This window comes from Amycolatopsis sp. WQ 127309 (assembly GCF_023023025.1).
Classification (GTDB): Bacteria; Actinomycetota; Actinomycetes; order Mycobacteriales; family Pseudonocardiaceae; genus Amycolatopsis.
Window position 1 is genome coordinate 7,830,723 of the sequence record NZ_CP095481.1, and the last position, 16,605, is coordinate 7,847,327.

The 16,605-nt window shown below is 71.0% G+C and carries 14 protein-coding genes and 1 pseudogene; 8 read left to right on the top strand and 7 right to left on the bottom strand.

The features are described from left to right. Positions 1–84: 84 nt before the first annotated feature. The 5 genes and pseudogenes from MUY22_RS35385 to MUY22_RS35405 all read right to left on the bottom strand — a co-directional run bounded on the left by MUY22_RS35385 (position 85) and on the right by MUY22_RS35405 (position 5,378). Complete coding sequence (locus MUY22_RS35385; protein WP_247051520.1) at positions 85–951, bottom strand: NAD(+)/NADH kinase; 867 nt, start codon at positions 949–951, stop codon at positions 85–87. Between the two features lie 46 nt (positions 952–997). Then, positions 998–2,452, bottom strand: coding sequence for an NAD(P)/FAD-dependent oxidoreductase (locus MUY22_RS35390; protein ID WP_247051521.1), 1,455 nt, complete (start codon positions 2,450–2,452; stop codon positions 998–1,000). Further along, positions 2,449–3,197 (bottom strand): annotated as a pseudogene (locus MUY22_RS49840) (SDR family NAD(P)-dependent oxidoreductase). The gene MUY22_RS35390 and the pseudogene MUY22_RS49840 overlap by 4 nt, the downstream one beginning before the upstream one ends. After that, positions 3,181–4,071, bottom strand: a complete 891-nt coding sequence (locus tag MUY22_RS35400; RefSeq protein WP_247051522.1) for an alpha/beta fold hydrolase — start codon at positions 4,069–4,071, stop codon at positions 3,181–3,183. The pseudogene MUY22_RS49840 and the gene MUY22_RS35400 overlap by 17 nt, the downstream one beginning before the upstream one ends. Beyond that, complete coding sequence (locus MUY22_RS35405; RefSeq protein WP_247051523.1) at positions 4,068–5,378, bottom strand: cytochrome P450; 1,311 nt, start codon at positions 5,376–5,378, stop codon at positions 4,068–4,070. Before MUY22_RS35405 ends, MUY22_RS35400 begins: the two co-directional genes overlap by 4 nt. Before the next feature lie 99 nt (positions 5,379–5,477). Here MUY22_RS35405 and MUY22_RS35410 point away from each other — a divergent pair, with 99 nt between their 5' ends. Beyond that, positions 5,478–6,065 (top strand): TetR/AcrR family transcriptional regulator, encoded by a 588-nt coding sequence (locus MUY22_RS35410; RefSeq protein ID WP_371827522.1) that lies wholly within the window; start codon positions 5,478–5,480, stop codon positions 6,063–6,065. On the opposite strand, the gene MUY22_RS35415 is transcribed toward MUY22_RS35410, so the two are convergent. Continuing rightward, a complete protein-coding gene (locus MUY22_RS35415) occupies positions 6,019–7,107 on the bottom strand; it encodes an amidohydrolase family protein (protein WP_247051525.1) in 1,089 nt (362 codons plus the stop codon). The two genes, MUY22_RS35410 and MUY22_RS35415, sit on opposite strands and share 47 nt — an antisense overlap. Before the next feature lie 62 nt (positions 7,108–7,169). On the opposite strand from MUY22_RS35415, the gene MUY22_RS35420 reads away from it, so the two are divergent. From MUY22_RS35420 to MUY22_RS35430, 3 genes are all read left to right on the top strand, one after another. Next, positions 7,170–7,712, top strand: coding sequence for a TetR-like C-terminal domain-containing protein (locus tag MUY22_RS35420; RefSeq protein WP_247051526.1), 543 nt, complete (start codon positions 7,170–7,172; stop codon positions 7,710–7,712). An 11-nt stretch (positions 7,713–7,723) separates the two neighbouring features. Then, entirely contained in the window at positions 7,724–8,143 is a 420-nt protein-coding gene (locus MUY22_RS35425) for a cupin domain-containing protein (RefSeq protein WP_247051527.1), read from the top strand. 106 nt (positions 8,144–8,249) lie between these two features. Continuing rightward, positions 8,250–9,293, top strand: coding sequence for an alcohol dehydrogenase catalytic domain-containing protein (locus MUY22_RS35430; protein WP_247051528.1), 1,044 nt, complete (start codon positions 8,250–8,252; stop codon positions 9,291–9,293). Between the two features lie 21 nt (positions 9,294–9,314). On the opposite strand, the gene MUY22_RS35435 is transcribed toward MUY22_RS35430, so the two are convergent. Further along, positions 9,315–10,292, bottom strand: a complete 978-nt coding sequence (locus tag MUY22_RS35435) for an SEFIR domain-containing protein (protein WP_247051529.1) — start codon at positions 10,290–10,292, stop codon at positions 9,315–9,317. Between the two features lie 263 nt (positions 10,293–10,555). Between MUY22_RS35435 and MUY22_RS35440 the strand changes: the two genes are divergently transcribed. Genes MUY22_RS35440 through MUY22_RS35455 form a run of 4 tightly spaced genes read left to right on the top strand, consistent with a single transcriptional unit; the run spans position 10,556 to position 16,589 of the window. Continuing rightward, complete coding sequence (locus tag MUY22_RS35440; protein ID WP_247051530.1) at positions 10,556–11,140, top strand: toll/interleukin-1 receptor domain-containing protein; 585 nt, start codon at positions 10,556–10,558, stop codon at positions 11,138–11,140. Positions 11,141–11,143: 3 nt separating this feature from the next. Continuing rightward, positions 11,144–12,778, top strand: a complete 1,635-nt coding sequence (locus tag MUY22_RS35445; protein WP_247051531.1) for a KGGVGR-motif variant AAA ATPase — start codon at positions 11,144–11,146, stop codon at positions 12,776–12,778. Further along, entirely contained in the window at positions 12,775–13,404 is a 630-nt protein-coding gene (locus tag MUY22_RS35450; RefSeq protein WP_247051532.1) for a hypothetical protein, read from the top strand. The genes MUY22_RS35445 and MUY22_RS35450 overlap by 4 nt, the downstream gene beginning before the upstream one ends. Beyond that, the gene (locus MUY22_RS35455) at positions 13,404–16,589 is read left to right on the top strand and encodes an ATP-binding protein (RefSeq protein ID WP_247051533.1); all 3,186 of its coding nucleotides are present in this window, start codon (positions 13,404–13,406) and stop codon (positions 16,587–16,589) included. The genes MUY22_RS35450 and MUY22_RS35455 overlap by 1 nt, the downstream gene beginning before the upstream one ends. Positions 16,590–16,605: the final 16 nt, after the last annotated feature.

A 16,605-nucleotide genomic window follows, 5' to 3' on the forward strand; every position in this document is an offset into this window, starting at 1 on the left:
CGCCTCGGCCCGACCCGAAGCGGCACTTTCACGTGAAAGTGCCGCTTTGTTCCGCACACTCGCACTTTCCCCGGGAAAGATGCGTCAGTGGTCGCCGTCCTGGGGGATCTCCGCCGAGTCCGTGAGGCGCAGCTTGCGGCGCGCCCGCTGGTAGAACGTCGTCATGCCGAGGCGGACCACCCGAGCCGCGCTCGGGCGGCCTCGCAGGTCCAAGCGATCGCCCGGGTTGACGTAGCCCGCGACCTGGCCGTCCACCTCCACCGCGAGGCGGCCGCTCGTCGGGAGGACCTCCAGCGCCACCGTGTCGCGCACCGAGAGCACCACGCCCCGGCTGTACGCCGAGTGCGGTGCCGCCGGCGTCACCAGCAGGGCCTCCACCGACGGGCTCGTGATCGGGCCGCCCGCGGAGAAGCTGTACGCCGTCGAGCCGGTCGGGGTCGCGACGATCACCGCGTCCGCCGAGTAGCTCACGAACGGCTGGCCGTTGACGCGCACCGCGACGACCGCGCTGCCGTCGCCGGGGACGCGGACCACCGCGATGTCGTTGAACGCCGTGATCCGCTGGCCGTCGAACACGGCGTCGACGGCCAGGCGCGGCTCCACCGTGAACTCGTTGCCGTCGATCGCCGACAGCGCGCCCGGCAGGTCCGGCACGTCGACCTCGGCGAGGAACCCGAGCTTGCCCAGGTTCACCCCGAGCACCGGCGCGCGCTGCCCGTCGGCCAGCCGCATGGCGCGCAGCATCGTGCCGTCGCCACCCAGGCTGACCAGCAGGTCCGAGCGGCGGCCCAGCTCCTCCGACGTCACGCCGACGGCGGCGCACTTCAGCCGGACGATCTCGTCGGCGATGCCGAGGATCTCGATGCCGCGGTTCCCGGCCCAGCCGAGCACCGCCTCGACGGCGGCCGCGGAGTCGCGGCGGGGGTGCAGGACCAGGCCCGCGCTGTGCATCAGCGGGCCCGGCGGGGCGAAGGCGTCATGCGCCCAGTCTGCACGCTCAGGCGGGCCGCCGCGAGAACCGCAGCGCGCCGTCGTCGATCCGGCCGTGCCGCAGCTTGACGACGTCGTGCGCGTAGCTCATGCCGAGCGTCCACGGCGCCCGCGACCCGGCCTTCGGGAACGCGTCGATCGCCCGCAGCACGTACCCGGCGTCGAAGTCGAGCAGCGGCCGCTCGGTGACCGCCGGGTCGTCGTTCACCGGGACGGCCTGGTCCTGCCCGGTCCGGTCGAGGTGACGCAGCAGCCGCACGACGTACTCGCCGACGAGGTCGGCCTTGAGCGTCCACGACGCGTTCGTGTAGCCGATGGTGAACGCGAAGTTCGGCACGCCGCTGAGCATCATCCCCTTGTACGCCATCGTTTCCGGCAGCTTGACGACGTGCCCGTCGACGGCCAGCTCGATGCCGCCGAAGGCCAGCAGCCGCAGCCCGGTGGCCGACACGACGACGTCCGCTTCGAGCTCGTCGCCGGACTCCAGCCGGATCCCGGTCATCGTGAACGAGGCGATCCGGTCGGTGACGATCGAGGCGTCGCCGTGCTTGATCGAGCGGAACAGGTCGCCGTCCGGCACCAGGCAGAGCCGCTGGTCCCACGGCTGGTACTTCGGCTTGAAGTGGGTGTCGATGGCGTACCCGGGCGGCAGCTGCTTCATCGCGGCCTTGCGGATCATCGCCTTCACCACGCCTGGGCGGCGCCGGCTGAGCTGGTAGATCAGCGTACTCACGGCGACGTTCTTCCAGCGCGCGATGGGGTAGGCCAGCTTCGGCCCGAGCAGGCCGCGCAGCCGGTTGGCCAGCGCGTCCTCCGACGGCAGCGACAGGATGTAGGTGGGGGAGCGCTGCAGCATGGTGACGTGCTCGGCGCGGTCGGTCATCGCCGGCACGAGCGTCACGGCCGTCGCGCCGCTGCCGATCACGACGACCTTCTTGCCCGCGTAGTCGAGGTCCTCGGGCCAGTGCTGCGGGTGCACCACGGTGCCGCCGAACTCCTCGACGCCGGGGAACCGCGGGGTGTGGCCGCCTTCGTAGTCGTAATAACCGCTGCACAGGTACAGGAACTTCGCCGTGAAGCGGACGGGCTCGCCGCCGTGCGTCGCCTCGACCGTCCACACCGCGTCCTCTGTGGACCATTCCGCGCGGACCACCTTGTGCCCGAAGCGGATGTGCCGGTCGATGCCCGCCTCGGTCGCGGTGTCGCGGACGTACTGCAGGATCGACGGCCCGTCGGCGATGGCCTTCTCGCTGGTCCACGGCCGGAACCGGTAGCCGAGCGTCTGCATGTCCGAGTCGGACCGCACGCCTGGGTAGCGGAACAGGTCCCACGTGCCGCCGATGGCGTCGCGCGCCTCGAGGATCGTGTACGTCTTGCGCGGGAACGCTTCCCGCAGGTGGTGGGCGGCACCGACGCCGGACAGCCCGGCCCCGACGATCAGCACGTCGACGTGCTCGGTCATTTCACGGCCTCCGTCTGCCGGGCACGCATGCGGTTCCGCAGGCGGGAGAGCACGGCGTAGTAGTGGGTGGGGGTGACGCGGGTGAGCGCGTCGAACAGGTGGGCGTCGGGCCCGACCAGGATACGGGCCTTCCCGCGGTCGACGCCCGTGTGGATGATCTCCGCGGCCCGTTCGGGCGACGTCATCGTCATCGCCTCGAACTGCGCGGCCATCTCGTCCTTGGTGCGGCCGCGACCTTCGGGGTCGCGCCGCACCCGGGCGTTGCGCGCGATGTTCGTGGTGATCCCGCCCGGGTGCACGGTGATCGCGCGGACGCCGGTGCCGCGCAGCTCGTGGCGCAGCGACTCGGTGAAGCCGCGGACGGCGAACTTCGCCGCGCAGTAGGCGCTCTGGTGCGGCATCCCGGCCAGGCCGAACACGCTGGAGGTGTTCACCACGGCACCCGAACCCTCGACGTCACCGCGACGCCGGCGTTGGTGAACACGGCGGCCAGCGGCGCCGGGAGCCACTCGCGCACCTCAGCGGCGAAGCGGAGCTGGCCGGCGGCGTCGCGGACGTCGAGGACCCGGGTGAGCACCGGTCCGCGCAGGCCGGCCGCGGTCGCCTTGAGCCCGGCTTCGTCGACGTCGGCGAGGGCGACGGGGGAGCCGAGCCGGGACAGCCGCGTCGCGAGCGCCCGGCCGATGCCGGACGCCGCGCCGGTGATGACCACCGGGCGGCCGGTGAGGCTAGGTGGTCGGGACATCGCTGCTCCTCGCGTGGCCGGTGATCAGGTCGAGCACGGCGGGCCACGCGCCTTCGGGCAGGTTGTGCCCCATGCCGCGGACGGTTTCGAGGCGGGCCCCGGGGATCGCCCGCGCCGTGGCGGCGCCGCCGGTCGGGTGCACCATCCGGTCGCGGTCGCCGTGCACCACCAGCGTGGGCGCGGTGATCTTCTTCAGCCACGCCGTCCGGTTGCCGGACTTGAGGATCGCGCCGAGCTGACGGCCCACACCGCCCGCCGTCGGGTCGCGGTCCCAGCCCGCCCCGGCCGTTTCACGCACCCAGGCCTCGTCGAAGGGGAAGCCGTGCGAACTGATGTGCCGGAACATCTTCACGGCGCTTTCGACGGCCTCTTCGCGCGACTTCGGCGGCTTCGCGCCCATCAGCCGCAACGTCGAGAACGCCGGGCGGCCGATCAGCCGGGACCCGGTCGTCGACATGATCGACGTCAGGGTCCGGACCCGCGCCGGGTGCAGCGCCGCCACCGACTGGGAGATCATGCCGCCCATCGACACGCCCGCGAGGTGCACGCGGTCCAGGCCCAGCGCGTCGAGCAGGCCCACGGTGTCGGCGGCCATGTCCCTCAGGTCGTACTGCTCCGGCGGGAAGCGGCCGGCGAACATCGCGGGCAGCTTCGCCGGCCGGAACCGCGGGTGCGTCGAGCGGCCGGCGTCGCGGTTGTCGAAGCGGACGACCTGGAACCCGCGCCCGGCCAGCTCGGCGCAGAAGGCGTCCGGCCAGCTGTGCAGCTGCTGGCCCAGCCCGGCGACGAGCACCAGCGGCTCGGCACCGTCGTCCCCGATCCGTTGGTACGCCAGGGAAATCCCCCGGCCGGCGTCGGCGATCTGTTCGTTCACGCGATTCCTCCCCGGCGGCGCACGACCGCGCGCCCGCCCTTGGCCGGGGCGTAGGCGACGCCCCGGGAGTGCCGGCGCTCGTCCGCCTCGGTGGTCGGCTCGAGCGTGAAGCCGCGCAGCAGGGTGCGCAGGACGACGGTCATCTCCATCGTCGCGAACGCGGCGCCGAGGCAGCGGCGGGTGCCGCCGCCGAACGGGATCCACTGGTAGAGGTCCGGTCGTGCGCCGGCGAAGCGGTGCGGGTCGAACTTCGCGGCGTGCGGGAAGAGCGTGTCGTCGTCGTGGATCAGGGCGATGCTGACGAGCACCACGTACCCCTTCGGCAGCGTCCACTTGCCGAGCCGGAAGCCGTCCTGCTTGACCTGCCGGGCGGTGAGGTCGATGACCGGGCGGGTGCGCTGGACTTCGAGGATCGTCGCGTCGAGGAGCTTGCTGTCGGTCGCTTCGGCGAGTTCCCGCAGCACGCCGGGGTGCCGCCGGAGGCGTTCGACCGCCCAGGCCAGCGTGGTCGCGGTGGTCTCGTGCCCGGCGGTGAGCAGGGTCAGCAGCTGGTCGGCGATCTCTTCGCGGCTCAGCTCGGCGCCATCGTCGTAGCGGCTCTGCAGCATCAGGGCGAGAACGTCGTCACGCTCGTCGAGACGCTCGTCGGCGCGGGCCTTGGCGATCAGCCGGTCGACGATCGCGTCGTAGTCGCGGCGCAGCCGTTCGAAGCGGCGCCACGGGTTCAGGCGGCCCTTCTTGGAGATCGGCAGCACGGCCAGCCGGGAACCGAGGGTCACGAACGGCGGGAGCAGCGCGCGCAGCTCGGCGAACTCGGCGCCTTCCGCGCCGAACACCGCGCGCAGGATGGCGTTGAGGGTGATCCGCATCATCGACGGCAGCGTCGCGAACGCGGGGCCCTCCGGCCAGCTCGCCAGCTCCCGGACGGTCTCCTCCTCGACGATCTTCTCGTACGCGGCGAGCCGGCGGCCGTGGAACGGCGGCACCAGGAGCTTGCGCTGCCGGCGGTGTTCCTCGCCCGAGAGGGCGAACAGCGACCGCGGACCGAGCACGCGCCCGAGGTTGACCTCCTGGTTGTCGACCAGGTCTGCCCCGGACATGAACAGCTGCTTGATCTCGGCCGCGCCGCTGATCACGACGGCGTGGCCGAAGATCGGCACGTTCACCGTGAAGGCGTCCCCGTACTTCTCCCGCAGCCGGCGCATGCCGCGCAGCGGGCTGGTCAGCGCGTAGGCGCCCTGGACGGCGCGGGGCGCGGCCGGCCCCGGCGGCAGCGTCACGGGCCCTGGGCGTGTCACGGTCGTCATCGACATCTCCCCGCTCGGTGGTACGCGAACGTACCGTCGGTACGGTACGCCGGGGTACCATCCGGTTTCAAGGGGCTCCGGCCGCGGAAGGGGTATAGCGTGACGACGGTGACCACGGTCGAGACCCACCGGTTCCGGCAGCGGCTGCTCGACGGCCTGGCCGCCTCGATCACCGAGGACGGCTTCCGCGACACGACGGTCGCCGGCATCGTCCGCCGGGCCCGGACCTCGCGCCGCACGTTCTACGAACACTTCTCCAGCAAGGAAGCGTGTTTCGTCGCGCTGCTGGCCGAAGCGAACCGCCAGATGATCCGGCAGATCACCGAAGCCGTCGACCCGCGCGCGCCGTGGGCCGACCAGGTGCGCCAGGCGATCGAGGCGTGGATCGCCGCCGCGGAGTCGCAGCCGGAGATCACCCTGAGCTGGATCCGCGACGTCCCCGCGCTCGGCGCCTCGACCCGCGAGCTGCAGCGCGAGGCGATGGAGGGCTTCATCGCGATGACGCTGCGGCTGACCGGCACGGCCGAGATGCGGGCGGCGGGGATCCGGCCGCTGTCCCGGCAGCTGGCGATCATGCTGCTGGGCGGGTTGCGCGAGCTGATCGCGACGACCGTCGAGGACGGCGGCCGGGCCGGCGACGTCAAAGAGGTCGCGGTCCGCGCGTCCATCGCCCTGCTGGGGCCGTGACGGCGGTACCGGCGCACCAGACCCGGGTGATCGCGCGAGTGGCCCGGATGTCCGCGATCGGGTCGCCGTCGACCAGGACCAGGTCGGCCCGCAGGCCGGGGCGGACGGCGCCGCGGTCGTCGAGGCCGAAGTGCTTGGCGGGCAACGCTGTCGCCGCGCGGAGAGCGTCCACAGTGGACAGGCCGGCGTCGACGAGCAGCTCGAGCTCGTCGTGCAGGCTCACGCCGTGCTCGACGGTGGCCGGCACACCGGGCTCGGTGTTGGCGTCCGTCCCGGCGAGGATGGGCACGCCCGCGCGGTACAACGCAGTCACCGAGGCCTTCGCGCCTTCGTAGAGCTGCGGCTGCCCGACCGTCGCGGACACGCCCTTCATCATGGTCAGCGTCGGCGCGACGATCCGGGCGCGAGCGACGTCGTCCGCCGTGATCGGGGCGCCCAGCGGTGCGTGCGTGAGGATGTCGACGCCGGCGTCGAGGCCCATCGTGTACGCCCCGGCGGAAGTGGCGTGCGCGACGACCAGCAGCCCGGCTTCGTGCGCGGCGTCGGTGAGCGCGCGGGCGGCGGGCAGCTCCGGGCCGCCGCCACCGGGCGCCTCCAGGACGATCTTCAGGTAGTCGGACCCCGCCGCGACCCGGGCGGCGACGAAGTCCTTCGCCTGCCCGGGATCGGTGATGACGGCTTCGGCGGGCATGCCGGGGATCCGGGCGTGCATCCCGCCCGGCCCGATCGCCGGGATCCCGGCGCTGCGGATGTCGGTCAGGCCCGGCCGGTCGCGCAGTGACGCGAGCAGTTCGGTCGAGAAGGTGGCCATGTCGAGGGCCGTCGTGACGCCGTGGTGCGCCAGCTGGTCGAGGTTCTCGGGGCCGTGCAGGTGGATATGGGTGTCGATGAGCCCGGGCAGCAGGACGCCGCCACCGCCGTCGATCTCCTGGGCGCCGGCCGCGTCGGTGCCGATCGTGCCGCCGTCGATCACGACGGTGCGCGGCTCGGTGAGCCCGGCGCCGTCGAAGACCCGGACGTTCGTGACGGCGGTCCTGCTCATGTGACACTCCCCGATAAGGAACGGTACTGTTCACTAAGCACGGTACACGGGAAGGGCGGGCGATGCCGGACACGCGGCGACGGGGCGACGACCTGGTGCGGGCGATCTGCGCGTCGACGCTGGCCGAGCTGGCGGAGGCCGGCTTCGGGGAGCTGAGCTTCGAGAAGATCGCCCTTCGCGCCCACACCGGCAAGGCGGCGCTCTACCGGCGCTGGTCGACGCCCGCGGAGCTGGTGCTGGCCGCCCTTTCCGACCCGGTCGCCGGCTTCGGCGAGACCCCACCGCCCGGCACCGGCGATCTGCGTACGGACCTGCTGGCGCTCCTCGGCGGTTTCGCCCGGGTCCTCGACGAGCCGCACGGACGGGCGCTGGTCCAGCTGATCACGCAGCGCCGTCGGCACCCGGAGCTGTTCGAGCGGGTCCGCGACCTCGTGTTCCGGCCGCGGCAGGAGCTGATCCTGGAGCTGCTGGGGGAGACCGGCACCCCGCGGCTCGCCGCCGTCGGGCCGCGGCTGGTCCTGGTCGCGCACATCGAGTCCGGGCCGGTCTCCGAGGCCGAGGTCGCCGCGATCGTCGACGAGGTGCTCCTGCCGCTGGTCGGCTAGGTTCGAGGGTCATGGAGAGCGACAACACCCAGAGCGTGTTCGACGTCCTCGCGGAAGCCGCGGCGCTGCCCGGGACCGCCGAAACCATGCTGGTGGACAAGTACTTCGTCGACAAGGCTTCGGCCAGCGCGCGGATCTTCCGGATCTACCGCGAAGTCCCGCTGCACTACCACGACGACTGCGACGAGCACCTCTACCTGCTCAGCGGCGGCGGCACGTTCCACCTGGACGGCGAGGAGTTCGAGGCGAGGCCGGGCATGTTCCTGGCCTTCGAGCGGCGCAAGGTCCACGGCTTCCCGAGCATCACCGCGGAACCGTTGGTGGTCCTGGCGATCGACGTCCCCCGCCGTCGCCCGGACGACATCGTGTTCGTCGACCCGGCCGCGGGTGACGCGAAGAGCTTCATGGCCCGCAACGCCGAGGGCGACTGACCTGAGCCACTGTCTCTAATTGCGACAGCCGGGTGGCCGCGACCGTCCTAGGTTCGGTGGGCGGCCGTGCCCGGACGCGGGTGCCGGGCGGTCGCCGGAGGCGACGATGAAGGCGCTGGTCTACCACGGTCCGGGCGCGAAGGCCTGGGAAGACGTCCCGGACGCCGCCGTCCAGGAGCCCACGGACGTGGTCGTGCGCGTCGACACGACCACGATCTGCGGCACCGACCTGCACATCCTGCAGGGCGACGTCGCCGCGGTGACCGACGGCCGGATCCTCGGCCACGAAGCGGTCGGCACGGTGACGGCGGTCGGCGACGCGGTCCGGGCGTTCAAGACCGGTGACCGGGTGCTCGTCCCGGCGATCACCCAGTGCGGCCGCTGCGAGTACTGCGGGCGCGGGATGCCGTCGCACTGCCAGACCGTGGGCGGGATCGGCTGGATCTTCGGCCACCTCATCGACGGCACCCAGGCCGAGCTGGTGCGCGTCCCGTTCGCGGACACGTCGTTGTACGCGGTCCCGGACGACGTCACGAACGAGCAGGCGATCTTCCTGGCCGACTCGTTGCCGACGGGCTACGAGGTCGGCGTCCTGGCCGGCCGCGTCCGCCCGGGCGACACGGTGGCGGTGGTCGGCGCGGGCGCGGTCGGGCTGTCGGCGATCCTGACGACGGGCCTGTGGGGCGCGTCGAAGGTGATCGCGGTGGACTCCAACAAGTTCCGCCTCGAGAAGGCCCTGGACTTCGGCGCGACGGACGCGATCGAAGCCGGCCCCGACACGAAGGCCGACGTCCTGGCCATGACGGACGGCCTGGGCGTAGACGTCTCGATCGAGGCGGTCGGCTACCCCCAGACGTTGCAGACGGCGGCGTCCCTGGTCCGCCCGGGCGGCCGCATCGCGAACATCGGCGTCCACGGCGTCCCGGTGGAGCTGCCGATGCAGGAGATGTGGATCCAGAACGTCACGCTGACGATGGGCCTGGTGGACACGGTCTCGATCCCGACCCTGCTGAAGATGGTGTCGTCGGGCCGCATCCCGGCGGAGAAGATGGGCACGCACACGTTCACCTTCGCCGAGATGGACGAGGCGTATGAAGTCTTCGCCAACGCGGCCGCCAACTCGGCGCTGAAGGTGGTCATCACCCCCTGACGCGCGGTGGGCGGCTCGGCGTCAGGTCATCGTCGGGTCGCCCCAGGCCAGCTCCGCCGGCCGCCCCGCCCGGGGCCGCACCGAAACGGCGGCACCGCCGAAGGGCGAGCCGCCCGCGCCGGGACGGGACATCTCCAGCCGCAGCCGGAGCGCCCCGGTGACGTCGAGGTCGATCGTGGCCGGCTTCCCGAGCGCCACCTGGTGGGTGGACTGCGGGGCGCCGTCGAGGAAGACCTGGAAGTGCCCGACCTGGAACGGGTCGGCGGCATCGTCGAGCACTCCGACGACCGCGGTCAGCCGCTGGTAGTGGCCGCCGAGATCCATCTCGACGTACCCGTCCGACTCGGTCGGGCGCTTGGTGGGCCGCAGCACGATGCTGTTGTCGTAGCGGATCCCGTCGATCAGCGCACTGCCACGGCGGATTCCGTTGCTGGCCACGACCCATGGCAACTCGCTGGCCGAAACCTGTTTCACCGGCGCTTCGCCGTTTCCACGCCACTGCCCTCGCTGGGGAATCGGGTACTGACCCCGCCCGGTGATCGCCGCCAGGAGTTCGGTCACTCCGGCTTCCGTGAACTCCTCGATCTCGTACCTCGTCGTCGAGTAGGCGTTCAGGAAGGTCGGGATCTCCTCGATCGAATGCCCCGGGAGCACGACGGGCAGGACCCGCCTGGTGCCGTCGCGAAGGTCCTTGGTCAGCTTGTCGCGGATGATCGCGGTTTCGAACTGGGCTCCGCGCCCCTCGTCCGGCGGCGCCAGCCCTTCGGCCCGGTCCTTGTAGAGGCGCGACGCCACGACCAGGATGAAGTCCGCGTCGCGCAGGTGCTCGGTCGCCCACAGGGACCAGTCCCGGCGTTCGTTGTCGTACCACCGGTCCAGCACGACTTCGAGCCCGATCCGGCCGTGCAGGAACGTCGCGAACCGCCGGACCTGTTCTTTGTGCTCCGGGGTGTCGTGGGAGTAGCTGACGAACACCCGCGGCGCCTCGTCGTCGGGCATCGACACTCCTCTTGAAGGGCGGGTCGGTGATTCACCGAGCCGGACCATCGTCTTTCCGGAAACATTTATCGAGCGATCGGACTTGATCGCTACGCAGTCATCTATCTATTTTCTGTGGATCTGTCAAGGTTTGATCGGTGACCTTCCGGTTTCGTGGCCAGTAAATGTCCAGAATCTGTCAGGTTTCTCGTCTATCTCGGCGAGGTGTGTCGATCTAGGCTGTGATCCGCCTGGTGGGGAGCGGTGAAGGAGCGACGGCACGCGTGTACCAGTACGACGTCTTCATCAGCTACCAACGTGGCGACCGGGTGGTTCCGGCCTGGGTCAGGAATCATTTCCATCCGCGGCTGTCGGAATTGCTGGACAGCAATCTCGACCGTGAGGTGAAGGTCTTCTTCGACGAGACCCTGCCCACCGGTTCGCACTGGCCGGCGGAACTGCGGACCGCGCTGCAGCGCACACGGATCCTGGTGCCGGTGTGTTCTCCGAAGTACTTCCAGAGCGAGTGGTGCCTCGCCGAATGGCACTCGATGGCGAAACGGGAGGAACTGGTCGGCCGCGCGACGCCGGAGCGGCCGCGGCGGCTGATCTACCCCGTGATCTTCTGCGACTCGCGGAACTTCCCGGCGTACGCGCACGAACGCAGCATGTGGGACCTGAAGAAATGGAACCTGCCCTACGAGCACTTCCAAGCTTCGCAGGCGTACCTGGAGTTCCACCAGCAGATCGAGAAGATCGCCGAGGAGCTCGAAGTGCTGATCGACCTCGCGCCGGACTGGCGGCCGGACTGGCCCGTCGACACCCCGATGCCGGAGCCGCCGAACCGGCCCCGGATGCCGAGGTTCTGAGGCATGCCGGGGTCGGTCTTCACCTTCTACTCCTACAAGGGCGGCGTCGGCCGCAGCTTCACCCTGGCCAACGTCGCCGTGCTGCTGGCGCGCTGGGGGAACCGGGTGCTGTGCCTGGACTGGGACCTGGAGGCCCCCGGCCTGAGCGACTACTTCCGGGAGAAGCTGACCGGTCCGCCCCTCCGGGGGGTCGTCGACCTCGTCGACGACTTCCGCGCCGGCCGGTTCGACCCGGCGATGCACATCACCCGGCTGACCGGCGTCGGCGCGCTCGACTTCGTCGCTGCCGGGCGTGAAGGAGCCGGGTACGCCGGGCGGGTCCAGGACATCGACTGGGAAGGCCTCTACGACGAGGGGTTCGGCGACTACCTCGAGCGGTGCCGCGAGTGGTGGACGACCGAGTACGACTTCGTCCTGATCGACAGCCGCACCGGGATCTCCGACATCGGTGGCATCTGCACCGCGCACCTCCCGGACCACCTCGTGGTCCTGTTCACCGCGAACATGCAGAGCGTCCGCGGGGCCGTCGATCTCGCCCGGCGCGCGGACGTCGCCCGCGACCGGATGCCGTTCGACCGGCCGCGGCTCACCGTGCTGCCGGTGCTGTCCCGGTTCGACAACCGCGAAGAGTACGACCGGTCGGAGAAGTGGCGGCGCATCTGCGTCGAAGAGACGGCGGACCTGTACCGGACGTGGCTCGACCAGACCGTGGACGCCGACACGATGTCCCGGCACCTGACCCTGCCCTACGTCTCGTACTGGAGCTTCGGCGAGCAGCTGCCGGTCCTGGAGGAGGCGACGCCGAGCGCCGACCAGATCGGCTTCGCCCTGGAGACGGTGGCCGCGGTGATCGGGCACCGGCTGGACCGCACGGACCTGCTGGCGGGCAACCGCGACGCGTATGTCGCGACGGTCCGCGAAGTCCGGCGCGAGTTCGCGCACGAGGTCCGGGTCAGCATTCCGCGGTCCAGTGTGAAGGTCGCGAACGCGCTGGTCGCCGAGCTGGAACGGCTCGACGTCCGAGTCGGGAAGTCGTTGTCGGGCGACCGTTCCCTGCTCGCCCGGGCCGAGGACGACGCCCGGCACCTGTGCCTGGTGATCGACGGCAAGGTCAGCCGCTGGCAGTCGGCGGAGATCGAGCTGTTCCTGCACCGGACGCTCGGCCAGGACCGCCGCGTCATCCCGGTGCTCACCCCGGGCACCGAGCCCAACGCGCTCCCCGGTTACGTCGGCAACCTCCGCTACCTGCGTCTGGGTCCGTCCCGCGGCCCGGCCGAGGTGGCCCGCGACCTGGTGGGCCAGCTCCAGGGCTTCACCCCGCTCGTCGACGCGGACGAACCCGACCTCGCCGCGCTGCTGCGTCAGACGCTCCAGGCGTGGCTGCGCCCACCGCTGTGGGACCTCGTCGACGAGCTGGTCCAGGACCTGCGCGCGGCCGCCGGCGGCGGTGATGACGCGCGGGTCAAGGACCTCGCGGCGGACCTCGCCCTGGCCATCAAACCCCGTTCCCCGAACGGCGACCGCCACCACGGCGTTCCCCTCGAGACCCGCAAGTCGATCGACATGCTTCTCCACGTCCTCGACGCCCGGGCGAAGACCACGTTTCAGCACACGAACCACCGGAAGGACCTCGGATGACCGACCGCTTGGGACACAAGCAGACCGCGGCGATGTTGACGCTGATGGTGCTGGGCCGGGAGGTGCCCAACCCCGAACTGCAGGAACGAGTGGGGTTCACCCTGACCGGCAAGGACCGCACACAGCTGAACGACACCGGGTACGTCGCCAGCGCGAAGGTCGGCCGCACGTTCGTCCACCAGCTGACCGACAGCGGATGGGCGTGGTGTGAGGCGGAGATGCAGGAACAGACCCCGCCACCGCCGCGACCGCAGAGCGTTCTCTGTTCGGCGCTGTACCTGGTCCTGGGCGGCCTCAGTGGGTTCTTGCGTCAGGAGAAGCTCCGGCCGGCCGACGTTTTCGGCGTCGAGGCCGATGTCGAGCCGGAAGATCTCGAGGGGCGGATCCGTGTCGCCTACGGGGAACTGGTCAGGGAACCGCGTGGCTGGGTCGGGCTCGTCGACCTGCGGCCCAAGCTCGGCGCGCCCGCCGACGAGGTCGATGCCGTGCTGAAGGAACTCAGCCGGACCGGGCAGGCCCACTTGGTGCCGGAGGACAACCGCAAGGTCCTCAACGCCGCCGACCACGAGGCGGCGATCCGCATCGGTGGTGAGGACAACCACCTGCTCTCGATCGAGGCGCTGTGATGGACGAACTGACCGCGTTGGCGGCGCTGGGGTTCGACTGGGCAGACACCCCTGACCACGTCTGGCGGGATTCGCCGTACCACGTCGAAGGGCTGCACGCCGACGCCCTCGCCGCGCTCGACACGAGCATCCGCGTCGCCGCGGCCAGCGACGGACCCAGCCCGATCGGCTTGGTCCTGCGCGGGCTGAAAGGAGTCGGCAAGACCCACCTGCTGGGCCTGGTCCGCCGGCAGGTGCACCGGGCGCGCGGCTATTTCTTCCTCGATGAGGTCACCGCGGCGGACGCGTTCTGGGACAACACAGCCGAGGCGTTGCGCCGAGGACTGTCCCGCCCGGACGAGTCGGGCGAGTCGCAGCTGAAGAGCTTCCTGCTGCGCGTGTGCCTGCGGGCCCAGGTCGACGCCGAGGTCACGACGAGGCTCCGGCGAGGCAGAGGCGTGACCGCGGACGACCTCGAAGCTTTCGTCGACGGGGTGGCTCACCTCGACCAAATGGTCGCCGACGAATGCGGTGACACCGCCCGCGCTCTCGTGCTCCTCGCGAGCCGGGACCGCAGCGCCCGGTACGTCGGCGAGGATTACCTCGACGGGGACGATGAGCTCACGTCCGACGCCAAGGAATGGGGCATCCGGCCGCGACCGAAGCCCGCGCGCGCCCTCGTGCAGGAGATCACCCGGCTGCTCGCCTTGACCGGCCCGGTCGTGATCGCCGTGGACCAGCTCGACACTCTCGTCGCGCGGTCCGTGCAGCACACCCAGCAGGTCGGTGACAGCGCCGACGAAGACCTTCTCGTGGCGCAGATCGCCGACGGGCTCATGGGGCTGCGCGAAGTCACCCACAAGACCCTGACGGTGCTGGCCTGCCTGCCCAGCACGTGGGAACAGATCAAGACGAAGGCGGCCGGCACGGTACCCGATCGCTTTCGCGAGTCCGTGACGCTCGGCCGGATCACCGACGCCCGGCTCGGCCGGGCCCTGGTGGAAAAGCGGCTCGGGGCGGCCTACCAGACCATGGAGTTCACGCCGCCTCACCCGACCTGGCCGATCGCGCCGGAAGCTTTCGACGGGGCTTGGGAACAGTGGACCCCTCGGGAACTGCTGAAACGCATCGGGGCCCACATCGACGCGTGCCTGCGCTCCGGGCAGGTCCGGGAGCTCACCTCCTTCGACGAACGGGCCTCGCTGCCGGTGGCGCCGTTGCGAATCGTCGTGGAATCTGACCAGTTCACCGAGCTTGACACCGAGTTCGAGAAGCTGAAGGCCGAGGCCGACCCCGAGAAGCTGCGCAACGAGAAGACCGAAGACAAGGTCATGCCCGATCTGCTGTCGGCCGCCTTGCGCAGCTGGATCACCGAAGTCGGGGACGACAACCTGGAATGGGTGTGCGAGCGCCAGAACGGGCGCGGTGACCTGCACGCCTGGCTCACCCGGACGGTCGACGAGGCTTCCGATCTCCAGGAGCACTGGGGGTTCCGGGCGATCGCCGCCCAGAATGCCCGTGCCGCGCTGAGCCGCTTCCGCAAAGCCCGGTCGGCTGCAGGGCAACGGCCGGGCGCGGACAACCGGCACCTCGTTATCATCCGTGCTCCGAAATGGTCGCAGGGCAAGAAGACCCGGGAAGAGGTCGGCGCCTTCGAGACCGCGGGAGGACGCACCAAGCCGTTGTCCGACCCGGACGTGCGTACGTTCTGGGCGCTCGACCGGATGCTCGAGACCGGTGGTCGCGAGCTGCACGAATGGCTCGTCGACCGACGGCCCGCCAGCCGCTCGGAGCTGTTGTCGGCGGTGCTGCCGCCGCCGTCGAACGGGCAGCGCTCCGAGGTGAAGGGGCCGTCGTCGGGGCAGGCTGCCGAAGGGACCCATCCGCCGCCGGTGGTGGGTGAGCAGCGCGGCGACGAAAAGCATCCGCCGTCGGTGAACGGAAAGCGCGCCGAGGAAGCGCACCCGCCGCCCGCTGAAGGGGAGATCACGCTCGGCACGGTCGTCGGGTCGGGGGTGCCGGTGCGGATCGGGCTTTCGGCGCTGCGCAAGCACGCCGCGATCTTCGCCGGGTCCGGGTCGGGGAAGACCGTGCTGCTCAGGCGGATCGTGGAGGAGTGCGCTCTGCTGGGGGTTTCCGCGATCGTTCTGGACCCGAACAACGACCTCTCCCGCCTCGGTGATGCCTGGCCTGAACCGCCGGCCGGGTGGGGGCCCGATGATGCCCAGCTGGCCAAGCGGTACCTGGCGGAGACGGACGTCGTCGTCTGGACGCCCGGGCGGGCGACCGGGAGGCCGCTCGCGTTCCAGCCCCTGCCGGACTTCGGCGGCGTTCTCGACGACGCCGACGAGTTCACGGCGGCCGTCGAGGTGGCGGTGGCGACGCTGGCGCCGCAGGCGCGGCTCACCGGGACCACGGTCAAGGCGAACATCGGCCTGGCGGTGTTGCGCCAGGCCGTGATCCACCACGCGCGGACCGGGTCGCGCAGCCTGCCGGACCTGATCGAGCTGCTGTCGGACCTGCCCGACGACGTCAGCAACCTCAACGACGCCAGGCGGATCGCGGCCGACCTGGCCGAGGTGCTGAAGGCGGCGATGGTCAACGACCCGCTGTTCGCCGGCGGCGGTGAGCCGGTGGACCCGGGCGTGCTGCTGACGCCGGCGCCGGGGCACCGGGCCCGGGTGTCGGTGATCAGTTTCGTCGGGCTGCCGGCGGAGGAACAGCGGCAGAACTTCGTCAACCAGCTGCAGATGGAGCTGTTCGCCTGGATCAAACGCAACCCGGCGGGCGACCGGCCGCTGGGCGCGCTGTTCGTGATGGACGAGGCGCAGATGCTCGCGGCGTCGGGCACGCTGACGGCGAGCACGCGCAGCACGATCGTGCTCGCGTCCCAGGCGCGCAAGTACGGCTTGGGGTTGCTGTTCGCGACGCAGGCGCCGAAGGGGCTGCACAACCAGGTGGTCGGCAACGCGATGACGCAGTTCTTCGGCCGCCTCAACAGCCCGGCCCAGATCGCGGCGGCCAACGAGCTGGCCCGCGCGAAGGGCAGCCCGGTCGCGGACATCTCCAGGCTGGAGCGCGCGCAGTTCTACGTGGCGGGGGAGGCGTTCGGCTTCCGCCAGGTCGCGACCCCGCTGTGCCTGACCCACCACCCGGCGAGCCCGTTGCGCCTGGAGGAGGTGATCAGCCGGGCCCGGGAAGCCTGAACCTGTCGATCCGGGC